Below are 17,794 nucleotides of genomic sequence, written 5' to 3'. Positions count from 1 at the left end.
TCTTCATCGGTGCGGTCGGGTGGAGCGATGATACCTGCGCGGTGTGTGCGACGTGTGAACGCAGGCCGACCACCGGATGCTTCGCCCCCGCTACTGGGCCCAATCGAACGTTTTCGTCACGGCCTTCTTCCAGGTCTTGTACAGCTGCTCCACGGGCTTTCGATCCGATGCCGGCTCCCACCGCTTGCCCTCCTGCCAGTTCGCACGGAGCTCGTCGCGATCGCGCCAGAACCCCAGTGCGAGGCCGGCGGCGTAGGCGGCGCCGAGTGCCGTCGTCTCCGCGACGGTGGGACGCACGACGGGGATGCCGAGCAGGTCGGCCTGGAACTGCATGAGCAGCTCGTTCGCCGTCATCCCGCCGTCCACCTTGAGCTCCGTGATGGCCTTCCCGGTGTCCTGTTCGACGGCTTCGAGCACGTCGCGGGTCTGGTAGGCGGTCGATTCCAGTGCCGCACGGGCGAGGTGCGCCTTGTTCACGAAACGGGTGAGACCTACGATCGCGCCGCGGGCATCCGGTCGCCAATAGGGTGCGAACAGGCCGGAGAACGCCGGAACGATGTAGGCCCCGCCGTTGTCATCGACAGAGGCCGCGAGCTTCTCCACCTGCTTCGCGTCGGAGATGATGCCCAGGTTGTCGCGCAGCCACTGCACGAGCGAGCCGGTGACGGCGATGGATCCTTCCAGCGCATACCGCGGCGCCTCGTCGCCGAGCCGGTACGCGAGCGTGGTGATGAGGCCGTTGCTGCTGTGCACGATCTCCTCACCGGTGCCCACGATGAGGAAGTTTCCGGTGCCGTACGTGTTCTTCGACTCGCCGGCGCCGAAGGCGGCCTGACCGAAGGTCGCCGCCTGCTGGTCGCCCAGGATGCCCGCGATCGGCGCCTCCCGAAGCAGGCTGTGGGTCTCCGCCTCGCCGTACACCTCGCTGGACGAACGGATCTGCGGCAGCATCGACCGCGGCACCCCGAAGACATCCAGGATGTCGTCCCGCCAGTCCAGCGTCGTCAGATCCATGAACAGGGTGCGGGACGCGTTGGTCACATCCGTGGCGTGCACGCCACCGTGCTTACCGCCCGTGAGGTTCCAGAGCACCCAGGTGTCGGTGGTGCCGAAGAGCAGCTCGCCGCGCTCTGCACGCTCGCGCGCGCCGTCGACGTTCTCCAGGATCCAGGCGATCTTGGTGCCGGCGAAGTACGTCGCCAGCGGAAGCCCCACGTCGTGGGAGAAGCGATCCAGACCTCCGTCGACGGCCAGTCGGTCCACGATCGGTTGCGTGCGGGTGTCCTGCCAGACGATCGCGTTGTAGACCGGCTTGCCTGTGGCCTTGTCCCAGACCACGGTCGTCTCGCGCTGGTTCGTGATGCCGACGCCCGCGAGATCGTGTCTGGTCAGGTTCGCCTTGGCGAGCGCGATGCCGATGACCTCTCGCACGTTGCGCCAGATCTCCATCGGGTCGTGCTCGACCCAGCCGGCCTTGGGGAAGATCTGCTTGTGCTCCAACTGGCCGACGGAGACGACGCTGCCGGTGTGGTCGAAGACGATCGCACGGGTGCTGGTGGTCCCCTGGTCGATGGCGAGGATATGGGTCGACATGCTCGTCAGGCTAGGGCGTGTCTCCGCCGTCGGCCGAGAGCATCGCGGCCGGTCTTCTGCGCGGAGGAAAAACGGAACGGAACGCGGATGCGAAGCTGCGGTGCTCCCGCCACTCGCGCCACGTCAGCGCGATGATCGCAGCGTCGAGCACCGTCAGCACGACGATTCCGACCGTCGGATGGAGGACCAGCTCGGCCACCTGCCACACCAGGAACACGCCGAGTGCGACCAGCACCCACGGGTACACCTTCGCCGATCCGCGGATGACGGCCACCACGATCACCAGTTTCACGACGCCGTGCAGCAGCAGGTAGGCGGCCGCGATCCGTGCCCCGGACGGCGTGAGGGTCGATGCCGCCCGCAGCAGAAGGTGGGCGACGAAGTCGTCCGGATCCTCCTGCAGCTCCTCGGCCGTCAGCAGCTGCGCCAGATGCATCAGCTGGGCGGGACCGAGCACGAGCAGCAGGATGCCGAACACCACTTCGAACAGACCGTCGACGGCCTTCAAGGCGACACCGATCAGGAAGGCGAGATCGAGCAGCCGACCGCGCCGGAGATCGCGCGGCCCATGGTCGCCGCTACGAGAGCCTCGCGCCGCAGCGTTACCGGCCGGGTTGTCGCCGGGTCCGGGGTCCTTCATGGATCCGAGTCTCGATGGCAGGTACTCAGAGCACGCTGAGATGACCTGCAGCGCGCATTCGACCTATCACTCACCGGTGAAGCCGTCGCGCCTGGACACCTTCCGGGTGCCGGGAGCGCAGAGTGGCACCATGGAGAATTCGGAGGCCGCCGCACCCGAAAGACCCCGTCGGACCGGACGCCCGGCCGAAGTGCTGCGCGCGGCCTGGGCATCCGCTCTCCTGGCTCTGCCGTTCCAGATCGGGTTCATCGTGCTGACCGTCGTGTTCTCGCTGCTCGGCCTGCGGACCGACATGATCGTCGCGGTCCTGTTGGTTCCGGCGCTCTGGGTGCCGGCTATAGCTCAGATCGTGTTCCGCACGGTCGTGCCGCGTGCTCTGCAGCTTCATTTCCTGATCTTCATGACTGCCGGCCCGTTCGCGGGGAGCGCGCTCGGGGTCTACGGATACATTCCGCACTGGGACAAGCTCGTGCACTTCGACTCCGGCATCATGCTCGCCTGGGCCGGATGGCTCGCGGTGCGCCGCGTCGAGGAACACGTGGACATCGTGCTGCCGCGGTGGTTCTCGCTGACGATCGGAATCCTCACGCCGATGGCGTTCGCCGCCGCCTGGGAGATCTGCGAGTTCACGAGCGATCACCTGTTCGGCACGCACGCGCAGAACGGCAACACGGACACCATGGGAGACATCATCGCCGCGACGGTGGGTGCCGTCATCACGCTCGGGTTCACGCTCATCTGGAAGTGGCCGCGTAGTGTCATGCCGCAGGCGCTGCTCAGTCCAGAACGCCGGCCGGCCCGCACCGCGGCGGGGGCAGCGCACACCGAATAGTCGAGCATCCTTCTTTACCCGACGGCCGCAGCGGCGTAGTCTCTCAGCACGTTTTTCCGGTCGGCGCGGCGTCTCCCCGCCACCGGGCGAGACGCCGGCGTTCGGCGGATGGCGATGGCCCCGCCGGCGCCGTGCGCTGTCCGGACTGCCTTCGTCCTCGTGTCTGCGGATGCCGCTACCCTCGTCAAGAGCGTCGGCCCGACGGCGCCACGGCCAGGAAGATCCGCATGCCCCCTGCTCCTGCTCGCCGCGCTCTTCGCACCGCTCGTGGCACCCTTGCGCTGATCGTCGTCACCGCGGCGGCCCTGTCGCTGGCGGCGTGCTCGAGCGTGGCATCCGCTCTGTCGGAGGGCTCCTCGGACGGCTCCAACCCATCGGCCACGATCTCGACAGCCGCACCTGCTGCGTCGGGCACAGCTCTGGCCGCGCTGGACACCATCCCGGTCAAGGGACGTGCACCGCACACCGGATACGATCGCGTCGGCGATTTCGGCGAGGCGTGGAAGGACATCGACGGCAACCACTGCGACACCCGCGATGATGTGTTGTCGCGCGACCTCCTGCAGGTCGTGAAGAAGGGGTCGTGCACCGTCGAGACGGGTGTGCTGAACGACCCGTACACCGGCAAGACCATCGACTTCCAGCGCGGGGTGCAGACATCGCTGCTCGTGCAGATCGACCACGTCGTGCCGCTGTCGGATGCCTGGGAGACCGGCGCACAGCAGCTCACGCAGCAGCAGCGCGAGACCATGGCCAACGATCCGCTCGAACTCCTGGCTGTCGACGGACCGACGAACAGCGCCAAGGGCGATGGGGATGCCGCCACCTGGCTCCCGCCGAACCGCTCGTACTGGTGCACGTACGCCGCCAAGCAGGTGTCCGTGAAGGCCGCTTATCACCTGTGGGTGACGCAGGCCGAGCACGATGCGCTGGAACGGATCCTCGGCGGATGCCCCTCCCAGCAAGCCTGGGTCTCCGCCCTCGCGCCGACCGTCGGACTCGGCTGAACGTCAGCGATCGTGGGGCGCCGGCACTCAGCGCGCCTCGAGTCCTTCGGCGATCTGCCCGACGTACTTAGCGCGCGTCTGCGCCCGCTTGGCGAGCGCGAGCTTCGTCAGCGAGGCCTTCTGCACGCTCTGAGTCTGCGCGAACCATGCGTCCGTCGCGCCTGCATCCGCTAGCGCCACCGCGAGGTCATCCGGCACAACCAGCGCTTCGGCGTCGTCGAGCAGAGTCCAGCTGCCGTCCGCCTTGGCGATCTCGATGACTCGCCGGCCGGCATCCGTCATCCTGCCGTCCGACTCCAGCCGCGTCACGCGGACCTTGTTCGTCCCTGCCCACGGCGACCCCGGTCGGCGCGGACCGAACCAGAGCGCGGAGCGCTCCTCGTCGATCGTCTTCGCCTGGCTGTCCACCCATCCGACGGCCACAGCCTCGGTGACCGACTCGTCATAGGTCATGGCAGGGCGCCCCGTCGGACGTCGCCACGACACCAGCCAGACGCCCGAGGACGAGTCGTGGTTGCGCAGCAGCCAGGCGCGCCAGGCTGCCGGATCCTCGCAGTGAACCTGTTCCGCATCATCGCTGGGCATCTCGGTGTCCTTCCGCACGCAGGTACTCGACGAGGGCCGACTCGATGGTCGGGTCTCGGAACTCGAAGCCGTCCTGCAGCAACGCGGCGGGCAGCATCCGCTGGCTTCCGAGCAGCAGCTCGTCGGCCGCGTCCCGCAGCGCGAGTCGCAGCGCGAAGGCCGGCGCCGGCATCCCGTACGGCCGGTGCACGAGACGTGCGAGGGTGCGCATGAACTCCGCCTCGGTCGCCGGAGTCGGCCCGGCGAAGGCGACCGGGCCGGCGAGCCGCGACCCGATGACGTGGTCGATCGCCGCCGCCTCGTCGCGGAGGCTGATCCACGGCCACCATTGGCGGCCGGATCCGATCGGCCCGGCCAGTCCGGCCTTCGCCAGGAAACCCAGCGGATTCATGGCGCCGCCCGGTCCGACGACGAGACCCGTGCGCACGAACGCCACGCGTGTGGCATCGGAGGCCCGTGCGGCCTCCTCCTCCCACGCCTTGACGACCGCGGACAGGAAGCCGGTCCCCCTCGGCGACGACTCGGCGAGGTCTTCGTTGCCGCGGTCACCGTAGTAGCCGACGGCCGATCCGCTCACGAAGACTGCAGGCGGCCGCTGCGCGGCGTGGATGGCATCCACGATGGTTCGCGTCACGGCGAGCCGCGACTGCATCACGACCTCTTTATATGCGCGCGTCCACGGCAGCCGGGCGGTGGGGGCCCCGGAGAGGCTGACGACGGCATCCGCTCCGCTCAGCACCGCCGGATCGAGGGCGCCGGCAGCTGGATCCCAACGCACCTCCCCCTGGGCACGCTCCGGCCTGCGCACGAGCGAGACGACCTCGTCGCCCGACGCCTTCAGCCGCGCCGTCAGCGCGGTCCCGATCATGCCCGATGCTCCCGCGATCACGATGCGCCGGGATCCGCGAGCGCTCGTCTTCTCCGCCATGTGGTCCACTCTGCCGCCGTCGGCCGTGAAGATGAACCGGATGCGCACATCCGCTTCCCTTCACAGTGCGGTTTCGCACGCGGGACGACGGGGAAAGCCCTCATCTGAGGATCACTAAACTAGACAGTCACGTGCTCCCATCCACCAGTTCCTCGAAAGGGGATGCACCCATGCCCGACCAGACTGCGCTCGATGCCGTCATCGCCCTCGCCCGCCACCGCGGGTTCGTCTTCCAGTCGGGCGAGATCTACGGCGGATCGCGCTCCGCGTGGGACTACGGCCCCCTGGGCACGGAGCTGAAGGAGAACATCCGCCGCCAGTGGTGGCAGACGTTCGTGCGCGGACGCGCCGACATGGTGGGTCTGGACTCCGCAGTCATCCTGCCGAAGCAGGTATGGGTGGCATCCGGCCACGTCGGCGTCTTCACCGACCCGCTCGTCGAGTGCCTTCACTGCCACAAGCGCTTCCGCGAGGACCACCTCATCGAGGCGTTCGAGGAGAAGAAGGGTCGCGCGCCGGAGAACGGCATGGGCGACATCGTCTGCCCGAACTGCGGCACCCGCGGGCAGTGGACACCGCCGCGCGACTTCAACATGATGCTCGAGACGTTCCTCGGCCCGGTGAAGGACGACTCCGGCCTGAACTATCTGCGACCGGAGACCGCACAGGGCATCTTCGTGAACTTCGCCAACGTCGTGCAGGCCGCGCGCAGGAAGCCGCCCTTCGGCATCGGCCAGGTCGGCAAGGCGTTCCGCAACGAGATCACGCCGGGCAACTTCATCTTCCGCACGCGCGAGTTCGAGCAGATGGAGATCGAGTTCTTCGTACCGCCCGCGGACGCGCGCGAGTGGTTCGACCACTGGGTGGAAGCCTCGTGGAACTGGTTCGTCGACCTGGGCATCGACCCGTCGCACATGCGCAAGTTCGATGTACCCGAGTCGGAGCGCGCGCACTACTCGGACGGCACCATCGACATCGAGTACGAGTTCGGTTTCAGCGGCAAGGGCTGGGGCGAGCTCATGGGCGTTGCGAACCGCACCGACTTCGACCTCAAGAACCACACGGATGCCTCCGGCCAGAGCCTGGCGTTCTTCGATCAGGCCACCAACGAGCGCTACCTGCCCTACGTCATCGAGCCGTCGTTCGGCCTGACCCGCTCGATGATGGCGTTCCTCGTCGACGCGTACCACCAGGAAGAAGTGCCGAACGCGAAGGGCGGCACCGACACCCGCACCGTGCTGAAGCTCGACCCGCGGCTGTCCCCGGTCAAGGTGGCCGTGCTGCCGCTGTCGCGCAACGAGCGGCTCTCGCCTCTGGCGCGTTCACTCGCCGACGACCTGCGCAAGCACCGCAACGTCGACTTCGACGACTCGGGCGCAATCGGCCGTCGTTACCGCCGCCAGGACGAGATCGGTACGCCGTTCTGCGTCACGGTGGACTTCGACTCGCTCGACGACAACGCCGTGACCGTGCGCGATCGCGACACAATGAGCCAGGAGCGCATCCCGCTCGAGGGGCTCGACGCGTACCTCACGGAGCGCCTGAAGGAGCGTTGAGCCACCGGCGCGGATGCGCTCAGCTCCGCGTCACAGTCGCGGGTCGACGTGCATCTTCGGGCCAGGGCCGGCATCTGCCGGGCGGTGTCCGGCGAGCACGTCGGCCACGTGGTCGAGGCTGACGGTCGAGGCGACGAGCGGCCGGGCGTCAACTGCGCCCGATGCGAAGCCGGCGATCGCGGCATCCAGACCGGGTGAAGCGCTGATGATCCCGGTCGCCGTGGCATCCTTCATCAGCAGGGTGCGCGAGTCGACGAGGCTCGGCTCGGACGCGATGCCGATGAGCACCACGCGCCCGCCCGGTTGGACCAGGTCGGCCGCACGTGCGGGAGTCGCGGCATCAGTCGCTGCATCGATCACGGCGTCGAAGGCCGCATCCGGCACACCGTCCCAGCCGAGCCAGGCGGCGAACCCCAGCGACCGCGCGTAGTCGACGGATGCCTGCGTCACCCCGACGAGGTGCACCTCGCTCCCGGAGGCGCGCGCGAACATCGCGGCGAGCAGCCCTATCGTGCCGGGTCCGACGACGAGCACGCGCTCGGCGGATCCCGTGGCCCTCGCCGCGCGCAGTCCGTTGCCCGCCGGCTCCACGAGCGCGCCGAGCACATCATCCACGGAAGCCGGCAGGGCGTGCAGCGACGTGGCGGGCACGGCGATCCGCTCGGCGAGGGCGCCGGCACGTCCGTGCCGGATCCCGACCTCCTCGCGGTCAGCGCACACGTGCTGCCGTCCACTGCGACACAACCTGCAGCGTCCACAGCCCAGCATCGTGTCGCCGGTCACGCGACGACCGAGCCAGGATGCATCCACCCCGGGCCCGAGCTCCGTGACGACGCCCATCCACTCGTGGCCGATCCGCACCGGGTACTGGGCGTTGCCGTCGTGCAGATACGCCATGTGACCCGTGTAGAACTCGATGTCCGTGCCGCAGACGCCTGCCCGTCGCACGTCGACCACGACCTCACCCGATGCCGCCACTGGCTCCGGCACATCGGCGACCTCCGCCTGCCCCGGCGCGGTGATCACGAACGCGCGCACCTTCGCTCCCGTTCTCGCCGCTGCGGCGACGTCGGGTCCGAGCCTAGGGCGATCGAGGGTCGGAAGCACGACCTCGTTCGAGTCGTCGGCCCGATCGAGCGCTCGCACCGCGCGCGCGGCGCTAGGAGAGCAGGAGGTTCCGCCTCTCGCGAGACTCACCACGACGCCGACGGTGAACCCGCAGGACCCTCACTGCGCGAGTCCGACGGCCAGACCGACCGCCGCGCCCGTGCTCAGCACCGAGCGAACCAGATTCCACGCAGCCCATCGCGTCTCCCTGAAGCGACCCCGAATCGCACCGGCGTCCTGACGCGGATCGCCTGCCTCCACCTTGAGCGCGTTGTTCGCCGGCAATTGCACCACCACCGTGATCACGATGCACGCGACGGTGGCGGCCAGGGCACCGACCATCCACGCGAATCCGGGGCCGCCCCATCCGGCGATCGCGGCGAGGGCTGTCAGCACCGGCGACCCGAAGAAGATCACGAGCAGGAACCACGGGTTGACGATGGCCCTGTCGAGCGAGGCGAATGCTGTGACGAAGGTTCCGTCGTCCACGCGTCGCAGGCCAGGCATGATCGCGAACGTGTAGAGCTGGAAGACCCCGGCAAGCAGTCCGGTGGTCACGGTCGCCGCGATGAGCGCGGTCGTGGTCAATGCGTCCATGGATCGTCGTCCCGTCCCTCGTCGATGTCCACGTGCATCCACCGTAACCATCGTCGCAGCGAGAATGGGCTGGTGGCAGACACGATGCGGGCGGTCGTCTACGACGAGGTCGGAGTGCGACCGCGGATCGCCGAGGTCCTTGTTCCCCTCTGTCCTCCGGGCGGTGCAGTCGTGCGGGTCGAGGCCACGGGCGTCTGCCGTTCCGATTGGCACGCGTGGCGCGGACACGATCCCGTGCCTCTGCCGATCATCCCCGGCCACGAGTTCGCCGGGGTCGTCAGTGCCGTCGGTGCCGAGGTGACCCGTTTCGCCGAGGGCGACCGCGTGACGGCGCCCTTCGTCAACGGCTGCGGCACGTGCGAGTGGTGCCTTCGCGGCGACGCCCAGGTCTGCCCCGATCAGACCCAGCCGGGCTTCACGCGCGACGGATCCTTCGCCGAGTACGTCGTCGTCACCGCGGCCGACACGAACCTCGTCAGGCTTCCGGATACGGTCCCGTTCGATGCCGCCGCCGCGCTCGGCTGCCGGTTCGCGACGGCCTTCCGTGCGATCACCGCACACGCCCACGTGCGGGCCGGCGATGAGGTCGCCGTATTCGGATGCGGTGGTGTCGGACTCTCCGCGATCATGATCGCCTCCGCCCTCGGCGCACGCGTCGCAGCCGTCGATGTGTCGGATGCCGCACTCGCCAGGGCGAGCGACCTCGGCGCGACCCACGCCATCCGGTCAGGAACCGACGCGGCCACCCTCGAGCGCGCCGTCATCGATGCAACGGGTGGAGGTGCCCAGGTGTCGATCGACGCACTCGGATCGGCCGGAACCGCCGCATCCGCCGTTCGATCGTTGCGGAGGCGCGGCGTGCACGTGCAGGTCGGCCTCATGCTCGGCGACAATGCGAGCGCCCAGTTGCCCTGGGACCGCGTGATCGCCTGGGAGCTGACGGTCGCTGGATCCCACGGTATGAGCGCCCGCGACTACCCGGCGATGCTGGAACTGATCGCCGACGGACGGCTCGACCCGTCGATGCTCATCGGGTCGACGACGGATCTCGACGGAGCCATCGACGCACTCGTCGCGATGGACCGCCCGCAGCCCGCCAGCGCGGGGATCGTCATCGCCCGGCCGTGACGCGTGGCGGCGAATGCATCCCGACGTTCTGGTCTACCTGGGGGCGGTTCGCAGCAGCCCCTCGTGGGCAAATCAGGAAAGCCCCCGATTTCTCGGGGGCTTTCCTGATTTGTGCGCGAGGGGGGAGTTGAACCCCCACGCCCTCACGGGCACACGGACCTGAACCGTGCGCGTCTGCCTATTCCGCCACTCGCGCTGATTCGCCGGCACGCGTGCGTGCCAACCCAGCGAGATTAGCATGCGATCGGCGGGGATGCCATTTCGCGGCATCCGCTCTCCTGCACCGCCCGGTATCGTGCTCGACCTCGTCACGCGACCGCTCGATACACGCGTCATACCTGCGCCACTCGCACAAGCCTCAGACGCCGCCGACCATGCCGCGACTCGCCCGGGATCGCCCGTGAACGTACACGGCGAACAGGCCGGTACAGAACGCTGAGTTCACGGCGTCCGGAGTGCGGATGACGCTCCGACACCTCCTGTCAACGTCGGGGTCTCTTCACACTGGGTACGGCTAACATGCATCTAGTCGTCGGGCAGATCGGGAGACCTGTGGGCATTCTGGACAATTTCGAGAAGGGCCTCGAACGCGCCGTCAATGGCGCGTTCGCGAAGACCTTCCGGTCCGGCCTGCAACCGGTGGAGCTGACGAGTGCGCTCCGTCGAGAACTCGACACGAAGGCCGCCGTCGTCACCCGCGACCGCATCCTCGCCCCGAACGACTTCACGCTGCTGCTCGCCCCCAGTGACTACAAGCGGATGCACGCCATGGGGCCCGCGCTCACCGACGAGCTGACGGACTTCGTTCAGCAGCACGCGCGCAAGCAGCACTACCAGTTCGCCGGCGGCATCCAGATCACCATGCAGCCAGACGATTCGCTATCAACGGGCATCATGCAGGTCGAGTCGCAGAACATCCGCGGTGAGGTGTCGTGGGTGCCCGTGCTCGACATCGACGGCAAGCGCTACCCGCTGACGCACTCCCGTACCGTCGTCGGCCGTGGCCGCGAGGCTGACATCACCGTCGACGACAGCGGCACGTCCCGCAAGCACATCGAGATCACGTGGGACGGCTCGCACGCCCAGGTGCGCGATCTCGGCTCGACGAACGGCTCCCAGCTCAACGGACGCCCGGTGAAGAAGGCGATCCTCGAACCGGATTCCGTCGTCACCATCGGCCGCACCCGTATCGTGTTCCGCGTGTTGCCCCAGGCATCAGCCCGCTCATCGCACACTCGCGAGCCCGACGACGTCACGCGGCGCAATGACATCGACGGGTTCTGGAACCGATGACAGTCAGCACGCTCACGCTCCTCGTGCTGCGCATCGGGTTCCTCCTGCTGCTGTGGCTGTTCGTCTTCGCCATCGTCTACGCGCTGCGCAGCGACCTCTTCGGCCAGCGCGTGCGCAAGCTGCAGTCGGATGCCGCTCCCGGCCCCTTCGCGAACGTCCCGTCCGCGCATCCTGCCTCCGCACCGACTGCCGGGGTCTCCGCTGCGACGGGTGCAGTGGCCGGCGCCGCCGTCACCGGCGACCATCCACTCGCCGGTCTGGCCCGGCCGACCACCGGACCCATCGACCGGCAGTCAGCACCGGCGACCGGACGCCACCCCAGGCCGGGCGAGCCCACCGGCGCGTTCCCCAACCGTCCGATGGCCACCGTGCTCACCGCCAACAAGCTGGTGATCACCTCGGGTCCGCGTCGCGGCACCGAGGTCACGCTGGGCAATGAGCCCATCACGATCGGCCGTTCCGGCGAGTCCGGGCTCGTCATCCGCGACGACTACACGTCCACTCATCACGCCCGGCTCATGCTGTGGAACAACGAGTGGATGATCCAGGACCTCGATTCCACCAACGGCACGTTCCTCGACGGGCAACGCGTCACAGTCCCCACGCAAGTACCGCTCGACGCTCCTATCAAGATCGGCACGACGACCTTCGAGCTGCGGCGGTAGCCCATGGTGACCTCCCTCGCTGCTGTAGCGCTGTCCCATGTCGGGAAGGTGCGTTCGAATAACCAGGACTCCGGATACGCCGGCGCCTCGCTGTTCATGGTCGCCGACGGAATGGGCGGGCACGCGGGCGGAGATGTGGCGTCCGCGATCGCGACCAACCGCATCAAAGAGATCGATCACGCGTATCCGACGGCTGAGGAAGCGCAGATCGCCCTGCAGTCGGCCCTGCTGGCGGCCAACGGACTTCTCGCCGAGACGGTCTTCGAGCATCCGGAGCTCACCGGCATGGGCACGACCGTCAGCGCGCTCATCCGCGTGGACGGCAAGATCGCGTTCGCCCACATCGGCGACTCGCGCATCTACCTGATGCGGCAGGGCGAGCTGAAGCAGGTCACGACGGACCACACGTTCGTGCAGCGACTGGTCGACACCGGGCGCATCACCGAGGAGGAAGCGCTCACGCATCCTCGCCGCTCGGTGCTGATGCGCGTGCTCGGAGACGTCGACTCGTCTCCGGAGATCGACACCTGGACCGCCGACACGTACGCAGGCGACCGCTGGCTGATCTGCTCCGACGGCCTCAGCGGTGTCATCAAGCAAGAGGTCATCGCGGCGATCCTGGCGAACGTCCAGTCGCCGACGGCGGCCGCGGAGCGACTCGTCCGCGCGAGCCTGGACGCCGGCGCTCCCGACAACGTCACCGTCGTGATCGTGGACATCGACCGCGCGACGGCCGACGGCATCCGCGAGCCCGTCACCGTCGGATCCGCAGCGTCACCCGTGCTGTTCGAGCAGGAGCCATCCGCCCACACGCGGGCGCTGCGCCTGCCGGGCCTGCGACTGCATTCGTCCCGCCCCGCGACCGGTCCCACCCACTTCGAACCGCAGACGGACGATTACCTCGACGAGCTCATCGAAGAAGACCAGCGGCGCGCCCGCCGGCGCAAGCTCACCTGGCTGCTCAGCGGCATCCTGCTGCTCATCGCCATCGTGCTCGCGGTGGTGGTGGGCTACGAGTGGACGCAGTCGCGCTACTTCGTCGGCGAATCGGGAGGCAAGGTCGCGATCTTCCAGGGCGTGCAGCAGAATCTCGGTCCGATCTCGCTTTCGCACGTCTATCAGAAGACGGACGTCTCCGTCAGCAGTCTGAGCGACTACGAGCAGCAGCAAGTCCAAGACACCATCAACGCCTCATCGCTCCAAGACGCCCAGCGCATCATCAACCAGCTCTCCGATGACAGCTCCGGCTAGCGCGACGGCGTCCCCCGACCGCTCCGGCCCTGCGACAGCGCCGGTGCGGCGCATCCGCCTGCCCAAGAAGCTGCGCAACCTCGAGCTCGGCCTGCTGATCTTCGCCTGCGCCATCAACGCCATCGCCGTCATCCTGGTCGAGCTCGGCGCTCTCGGACATCTCGACTTCACCCTGATCTACCTGGGCGTCGGACTCTCGGCACTCGTCGTCGCCATGCACATCGTGATGCGCTATCTCGCACCGGATGCCGACCCCTTCGTTCTGCCCATCGCCACCGTCCTCAACGGCATCGGCATCGCGGAGATCTACCGCATCGACATCGCGCGGCACGACAGCGGATGGGACTCCGCCGCGGTCCGCCAAATCGTCTGGACAGCCATCGCGGTCCTCTGCGCCATCGCCGTCATCGTGCTGATCCGCAACCACCGCGTTCTGCAGCGCTACACCTACGTGTTCGGTTTCAGCGCTCTCGTGCTCCTGATCCTGCCGATGCTCCCGGTGATCGGACGCGAGGTCAACGGCGCGCGCGTCTGGATCGGCATCGGCCCGTTCAGCTTCCAGCCGGGCGAGCTGGCAAAGATCGCTCTCGCCGTCTTCTTCGCCGGATACCTGGTGCAGGCCAGGGATTCGCTCTCGATGGTCGGCAAGAAGTTCCTCGGCATCCGCTTCCCACGGTTGAGGGATCTGGGGCCGATCATCGTGCTCTGGCTCATCTCGATGTCCGTGATCGTCTTCCAGCACGACCTGGGAACCGGTCTTCTCTACTTCGGCCTGTTCCTGGTGATGATCTACGTGGCGACAGCGCGCATCGGATGGGTCGTCATCGGTCTGGTGCTCTTCGTCGGCGGCGCGTACATCGCCAGCCGCGTCCTCGACTATGTGCAGGGCCGCTTCCAGAACTGGCTCAATCCCTTCAGCGATCACGTCTACAACGCGAACGGCGGCAGCTTCCAGCTCGTGCAGGGACTCTTCGGCCTCGCGCACGGTGGTCTGCTGGGCACAGGCCTCGGACAAGGGCGCCCCACCGTCACACCTCTCGCGGAGAGCGACTACATCATCGCCAGCCTCGGTGAAGAACTCGGGCTGATCGGGATTTTCGCCATCCTGTGCCTGTATCTGCTCTTCGTGTCGCGCGGCTTCCGAGTGGGGTTCGCCGGTCAGGACGACTTCGGCAAGCTGCTCAGCGTCGGCCTCGCGTTCACCGTCGCCCTCCAGGTCTTCATCGTGATCGGAGGCATCACGCGCGTCATCCCGCTGACCGGACTCACCACACCCTTCCTCGCTGCCGGTGGCTCGTCCCTCGTGGCCAACTGGGTCATCGCGGCCCTGCTGCTGCGGTTGTCGGACACCGTCCGCAACCAACCGAGGCTGGTGGTGTAGATGAACAGGGAGATCAAGCGGGTCAGCATCGTCGTGCTGTGCATGTTCCTCGCGCTCTTCATCTCCACGTCTGTCATCCAGGTCGGGGCCGCCGACGTGTTGAACGCGGATGCCCGCAACTCCCGCACCCTGTACGACAGCTACCAGGTGCAGCGAGGTTCCATCCTCGTGGCTGGCCAGCCCGTCGCCGAGTCCGTCCCCAGCAACGACTCCTACAAGTACCAGCGGCAGTATCCGCAGGGTCCGCTGTACTCGGCCGTCACCGGATTCTTCCCCATCAGCGGCGCACCGACCGGTATCGAGGGCGCCATGAACAGTGAGCTGAGCGGAACGTCGAACGACGACTTCCTCGACCAACTGCAGAACATCGTCACCGGCAAGCATCCCCAGGGCAACTCAGTCGAGCTCACGATCGACCCCGTCGCGCAACAGGCCGCCTACGACGCGCTCGGCGACCAGAAGGGTGCCGTGGTCCTGCTTCAGCCGAAGACCGGCCGCATCCTCGCCATGGTGTCGAAACCCGCCTTCGATCCGAATACGCTCGCCGTGCACGACGTCAACCAGGTGGATGCCACCTACCAGCAGCTCCTCGACGCAGCCGGTTCGCCCCTGATCAACAAGTCGATCAACGAACTGAACCCACCGGGATCCACGTTCAAGCCGGTCGTCCTGTCGGCGGCGCTGGAGAGCGGTAACTACACGCTCGAATCGCAGATGCCCAACCCGTCCAGCCTGACCCTCCCCGGCACGAACACCACGATCTACAACGACTCGCACTCGACGTGCGGCCCCGGTGACACGGTCTCGCTGGAGACGGCTCTCATCCTGTCGTGCAACATCCCGTACGCCGAACTGGCGATGAAGCTGGGATCGGATGCCATCAAGGCGCAGGCGGAGAAGTACGGCTTCAATCAGAGCTTCAACGTGCCGATGCGCACGTCGCCCAGCGAATACCCGGGCTACGACTCGCTCGCCGACGTCGCGATGAGCGGATTCGGACAGAAGGACGACACGGCCACAGCACTGCAGATCGCCATGAATTCGGCGGCCATCTGCACCGGAGGAGAGGTCATGCGGCCGAATCTCGTGGAGTCCGTGCTCACGCCGGACCTGCAGGCGCGCGAGTCGTTCAAGGCCACGCCCTTCGGACGTGCGACCAGCAAGAAGACGGCGGACGAGATCGCCGCGACCATGGTCAGGGACGTCTCAGAAGGCGTCGCGAGCAATGCAAGAATAGACGGGGTCAAGGTCGGCGGAAAGACCGGGACCGCGCAAAACGGCAGTGATGACCCGTACACGCTGTGGTTCACCGGATTCGCTCCCGCGAATGATCCTCAGTTCGCCATTGCGGTCGTGGTCGATGATGGCGGCGGACTAGGTCAGAGCGGCAACGGGAACTCCGTCGCCGCTCCGATCGCTAAGAAGGTACTAGAGGCGGTGCTTGGCAAATGAGACCCACGGCAGGGCTCACGTTCGGTGGACGTTATGAACTCCAGTCGCGGATCGCAGTCGGCGGCATGGGCGAGGTGTGGCAAGCCACAGACCTCGTCATCGGACGACAGGTCGCCATCAAGATCCTCAAGGACGAGTACCTCGGCGATCCGACGTTCCTCGAGCGGTTCCGCTCGGAGGCCCGCCACGCTGCGCTGGTCAACCACGAGGGCATCGCGAACGTCTTCGACTATGGCGAGGAAGACGGCAGCGCCTTCCTCGTGATGGAGCTCGTGCCCGGAGAGGCGCTGTCCAACATCCTGGAGCGCGAGCACACGCTCTCCACCGACAAGGTGCTCGACATCGTGGCGCAGACCGCCGCAGCGCTGCACGCCGCGCACGCCGCCGGTCTCGTGCACCGCGACATCAAGCCGGGCAACCTGCTGATCACGCCCGACGGGCGCGTCAAGATCACGGACTTCGGCATCGCCCGCATCGCCGACCAGGTGCCGTTGACCGCCACCGGACAGGTCATGGGCACCGTGCAGTACCTGTCGCCCGAGCAGGCATCCGGACATCCCGCATCGCCGACGACGGACATCTACTCCCTCGGCATCGTCGCCTACGAGTGCCTCGCAGGCCGTCGTCCGTTCACGGGCGAGTCGCAGGTGGCCATCGCCATGGCGCAGATCAACGAGCAGCCTCCGCCGCTGCCCGTCACCGTCAGCGAGCCTGTGCGCAACCTGGTGTACGCGTGCATCGCGAAGAACCCCGCTGAGCGTCCTGCTTCTGCTGCCCACCTCGCTCGTGCGGCGACCGCACTCCGTCGTGGCGACATCCAGGCGGCCGCGGCCGCCGTTCCAGCGGTGCTCGGCGAGGGAACGGACACCACTCGGTTCAACACACTCCTCATGCCGGGCGCCGCAGCGGGCGCTACGGATGCGACCACCGTTCTGTCGGCCGCCGACGGCGAAGAAGAGATCACGACCGAAGAGGAAGAAGGTGAGAAGAAGAAGAAGCGCAGCCCGTGGACCTGGCCGCTCATCGCGCTGATCGCGCTTCTCGCCATCATCCTCATCGCCACGCTGATCGCGCTGCTCACGCAGAACCATCCGACCCCGCCCCCGACGAAGACCGCCAGCACGCCTGCGCACACGCAGACGCAGACGCCTACGCCGACCAAGACGGAGGCCACGTCGGCGGCGGTCAACGCCAACGATTACAAGGGCAAGACATACGACCAGGCGGTCGCGGCGCTGGTCGCGCTCGGCTTCAACCAGAGCAACATCCAGAAGGATGTGACGAGCCCTGCCACGAGCCAGGACAAGGTGGACGTGGTCAACGGCGTGAATCCGACGGGAAACGTCGCGTTCACCCAGACCATCACCCTGAGCGTTTACGGCCCGATGGCGCCGCCGTCTACACCGACCGACACGGTCACGCAGGTGACGAAGCCGGCGGTGGTCAACCAGCCTGCGACGTTCAACTTCGGCGGCGCGCAATGCCCGGCCGGACAGTCCCTCACCGGTCGTCAGTTCTACGTGGACGGCCAGCCGGCACCGACGGGACCCACCCAAGGTTCGCAGGGCACCATCACGTTCACCTCCGCCGGCGACCACACCGTCTCGTACACGATCTTCTGCGGCGCATCCGTCGAATCGGGTCAGTCGCCGACGATCACCGTCACGGCTCAGGGCTCGGCATCGACAGCTACACCGGCTCCGTGACACGGTCAGAACGGTGATCCCGTCCCTCCCGACGAGGTGTACCGAACTCTCAACTTGGCCCCACTACACTGTT

16 protein-coding genes and 1 tRNA gene are annotated in these 17,794 nt (G+C 67.4%); 10 read left to right on the top strand and 7 right to left on the bottom strand.

What is annotated here, in order from left to right:
• Positions 1-90: 90 nt before the first annotated feature.
• Both glpK and HII28_RS12200 read right to left on the bottom strand, forming a co-directional pair.
• Positions 91-1,593, bottom strand: a complete 1,503-nt coding sequence (gene glpK / locus HII28_RS12205; RefSeq protein WP_170025635.1) for a glycerol kinase GlpK — start codon at positions 1,591-1,593, stop codon at positions 91-93.
• A gap of 10 nt (positions 1,594-1,603) precedes the next feature.
• On the bottom strand, positions 1,604-2,233 hold the full coding sequence (locus tag HII28_RS12200; RefSeq protein WP_170025634.1) for a DUF2127 domain-containing protein: 630 nt from the start codon (positions 2,231-2,233) through the stop codon (positions 1,604-1,606).
• A gap of 130 nt (positions 2,234-2,363) precedes the next feature.
• Between HII28_RS12200 and HII28_RS12195 the strand changes: the two genes are divergently transcribed.
• Both HII28_RS12195 and HII28_RS12190 read left to right on the top strand, forming a co-directional pair.
• Positions 2,364-3,065, top strand: coding sequence for a hypothetical protein (locus HII28_RS12195; protein WP_170025633.1), 702 nt, complete (start codon positions 2,364-2,366; stop codon positions 3,063-3,065).
• Positions 3,066-3,292: 227 nt separating this feature from the next.
• Positions 3,293-4,072: an HNH endonuclease family protein gene (locus tag HII28_RS12190; RefSeq protein ID WP_170025632.1), complete on the top strand. Its 780-nt coding sequence runs from the start codon at positions 3,293-3,295 to the stop codon at positions 4,070-4,072.
• Positions 4,073-4,099: 27 nt separating this feature from the next.
• On the opposite strand, the gene HII28_RS12185 is transcribed toward HII28_RS12190, so the two are convergent.
• Both HII28_RS12185 and HII28_RS12180 read right to left on the bottom strand, forming a co-directional pair.
• Positions 4,100-4,657 carry a YdeI/OmpD-associated family protein gene (locus tag HII28_RS12185; RefSeq protein ID WP_170025631.1) on the bottom strand — a complete coding sequence of 186 codons (558 nt, stop codon included), beginning with the start codon at positions 4,655-4,657 and terminating at the stop codon, positions 4,100-4,102.
• A complete protein-coding gene (locus HII28_RS12180) occupies positions 4,644-5,585 on the bottom strand; it encodes a TIGR01777 family oxidoreductase (RefSeq protein ID WP_170025630.1) in 942 nt (313 codons plus the stop codon). Before HII28_RS12180 ends, HII28_RS12185 begins: the two co-directional genes overlap by 14 nt.
• Positions 5,586-5,755: 170 nt before the next feature.
• Here HII28_RS12180 and HII28_RS12175 point away from each other — a divergent pair, with 170 nt between their 5' ends.
• The gene (locus HII28_RS12175) at positions 5,756-7,141 is read left to right on the top strand and encodes a glycine--tRNA ligase (RefSeq protein WP_170025629.1); all 1,386 of its coding nucleotides are present in this window, start codon (positions 5,756-5,758) and stop codon (positions 7,139-7,141) included.
• 30 nt (positions 7,142-7,171) lie between these two features.
• On the opposite strand, the gene HII28_RS20730 is transcribed toward HII28_RS12175, so the two are convergent.
• Positions 7,172-8,248 (bottom strand): alcohol dehydrogenase catalytic domain-containing protein, encoded by a 1,077-nt coding sequence (locus tag HII28_RS20730; RefSeq protein ID WP_346769287.1) that lies wholly within the window; start codon positions 8,246-8,248, stop codon positions 7,172-7,174.
• 120 nt (positions 8,249-8,368) lie between these two features.
• A complete protein-coding gene (locus HII28_RS12165; protein ID WP_205864645.1) occupies positions 8,369-8,845 on the bottom strand; it encodes an anthrone oxygenase family protein in 477 nt (158 codons plus the stop codon).
• Between the two features lie 84 nt (positions 8,846-8,929).
• Here HII28_RS12165 and HII28_RS12160 point away from each other — a divergent pair, with 84 nt between their 5' ends.
• Positions 8,930-9,973: a zinc-dependent alcohol dehydrogenase family protein gene (locus HII28_RS12160; RefSeq protein ID WP_170026116.1), complete on the top strand. Its 1,044-nt coding sequence runs from the start codon at positions 8,930-8,932 to the stop codon at positions 9,971-9,973.
• A 112-nt stretch (positions 9,974-10,085) separates the two neighbouring features.
• Here HII28_RS12160 and HII28_RS12155 read toward each other — a convergent pair.
• Positions 10,086-10,169 (bottom strand) — tRNA-Leu (locus HII28_RS12155).
• 356 nt (positions 10,170-10,525) lie between these two features.
• On the opposite strand from HII28_RS12155, the gene HII28_RS12150 reads away from it, so the two are divergent.
• Genes HII28_RS12150 through HII28_RS12125 form a run of 6 tightly spaced genes read left to right on the top strand, consistent with a single transcriptional unit; the run spans position 10,526 to position 17,721 of the window.
• Positions 10,526-11,266: an FhaA domain-containing protein gene (locus HII28_RS12150; protein ID WP_170025628.1), complete on the top strand. Its 741-nt coding sequence runs from the start codon at positions 10,526-10,528 to the stop codon at positions 11,264-11,266.
• Positions 11,263-11,931, top strand: coding sequence for an FHA domain-containing protein (locus tag HII28_RS12145; protein ID WP_170025627.1), 669 nt, complete (start codon positions 11,263-11,265; stop codon positions 11,929-11,931). The genes HII28_RS12150 and HII28_RS12145 overlap by 4 nt, the downstream gene beginning before the upstream one ends.
• A 3-nt stretch (positions 11,932-11,934) precedes the next feature.
• On the top strand, positions 11,935-13,182 hold the full coding sequence (locus HII28_RS12140; RefSeq protein WP_170025626.1) for a PP2C family serine/threonine-protein phosphatase: 1,248 nt from the start codon (positions 11,935-11,937) through the stop codon (positions 13,180-13,182).
• Entirely contained in the window at positions 13,166-14,563 is a 1,398-nt protein-coding gene (locus tag HII28_RS12135; protein WP_170025625.1) for an FtsW/RodA/SpoVE family cell cycle protein, read from the top strand. Before HII28_RS12140 ends, HII28_RS12135 begins: the two co-directional genes overlap by 17 nt.
• Complete coding sequence (locus HII28_RS12130) at positions 14,564-16,015, top strand: penicillin-binding protein 2 (RefSeq protein ID WP_170025624.1); 1,452 nt, start codon at positions 14,564-14,566, stop codon at positions 16,013-16,015.
• The gene (locus HII28_RS12125) at positions 16,012-17,721 is read left to right on the top strand and encodes a serine/threonine-protein kinase (protein WP_170025623.1); all 1,710 of its coding nucleotides are present in this window, start codon (positions 16,012-16,014) and stop codon (positions 17,719-17,721) included. Before HII28_RS12130 ends, HII28_RS12125 begins: the two co-directional genes overlap by 4 nt.
• Positions 17,722-17,794 lie beyond the last annotated feature (73 nt).

Source organism: Planctomonas sp. JC2975 (assembly GCF_012985205.1).
In the GTDB taxonomy this organism is placed as follows: Bacteria; Actinomycetota; Actinomycetes; order Actinomycetales; family Microbacteriaceae; genus Humibacter.
The sequence above is the reverse complement of the archived record's forward strand: the minus strand, read 5'-3'. Positions and strand labels throughout refer to the sequence as shown.

Bases quoted from the DNA above. Each gene is read 5' to 3' on its own strand.
- glpK (WP_170025635.1), bottom strand. From the start codon at position 1,593: ATGTCGACCCATATCCTCGCCATCGACCAGGGGACCACCAGCACCCGT.
- HII28_RS12200 (WP_170025634.1), bottom strand. From the start codon at position 2,233: ATGAAGGACCCCGGACCCGGCGACAACCCGGCCGGTAACGCTGCGGCG.
- HII28_RS12195 (WP_170025633.1), top strand. From the start codon at position 2,364: ATGGAGAATTCGGAGGCCGCCGCACCCGAAAGACCCCGTCGGACCGGA.
- HII28_RS12190 (WP_170025632.1), top strand. From the start codon at position 3,293: ATGCCCCCTGCTCCTGCTCGCCGCGCTCTTCGCACCGCTCGTGGCACC.
- HII28_RS12185 (WP_170025631.1), bottom strand. From the start codon at position 4,657: ATGCCCAGCGATGATGCGGAACAGGTTCACTGCGAGGATCCGGCAGCC.
- HII28_RS12180 (WP_170025630.1), bottom strand. From the start codon at position 5,585: ATGGCGGAGAAGACGAGCGCTCGCGGATCCCGGCGCATCGTGATCGCG.
- HII28_RS12175 (WP_170025629.1), top strand. From the start codon at position 5,756: ATGCCCGACCAGACTGCGCTCGATGCCGTCATCGCCCTCGCCCGCCAC.
- HII28_RS12165 (WP_205864645.1), bottom strand. From the start codon at position 8,845: ATGGACGCATTGACCACGACCGCGCTCATCGCGGCGACCGTGACCACC.
- HII28_RS12160 (WP_170026116.1), top strand. From the start codon at position 8,930: ATGCGGGCGGTCGTCTACGACGAGGTCGGAGTGCGACCGCGGATCGCC.
- HII28_RS12145 (WP_170025627.1), top strand. From the start codon at position 11,263: ATGACAGTCAGCACGCTCACGCTCCTCGTGCTGCGCATCGGGTTCCTC.
- HII28_RS12140 (WP_170025626.1), top strand. From the start codon at position 11,935: ATGGTGACCTCCCTCGCTGCTGTAGCGCTGTCCCATGTCGGGAAGGTG.
- HII28_RS12135 (WP_170025625.1), top strand. From the start codon at position 13,166: ATGACAGCTCCGGCTAGCGCGACGGCGTCCCCCGACCGCTCCGGCCCT.
- HII28_RS12130 (WP_170025624.1), top strand. From the start codon at position 14,564: ATGAACAGGGAGATCAAGCGGGTCAGCATCGTCGTGCTGTGCATGTTC.
- HII28_RS12125 (WP_170025623.1), top strand. From the start codon at position 16,012: ATGAGACCCACGGCAGGGCTCACGTTCGGTGGACGTTATGAACTCCAG.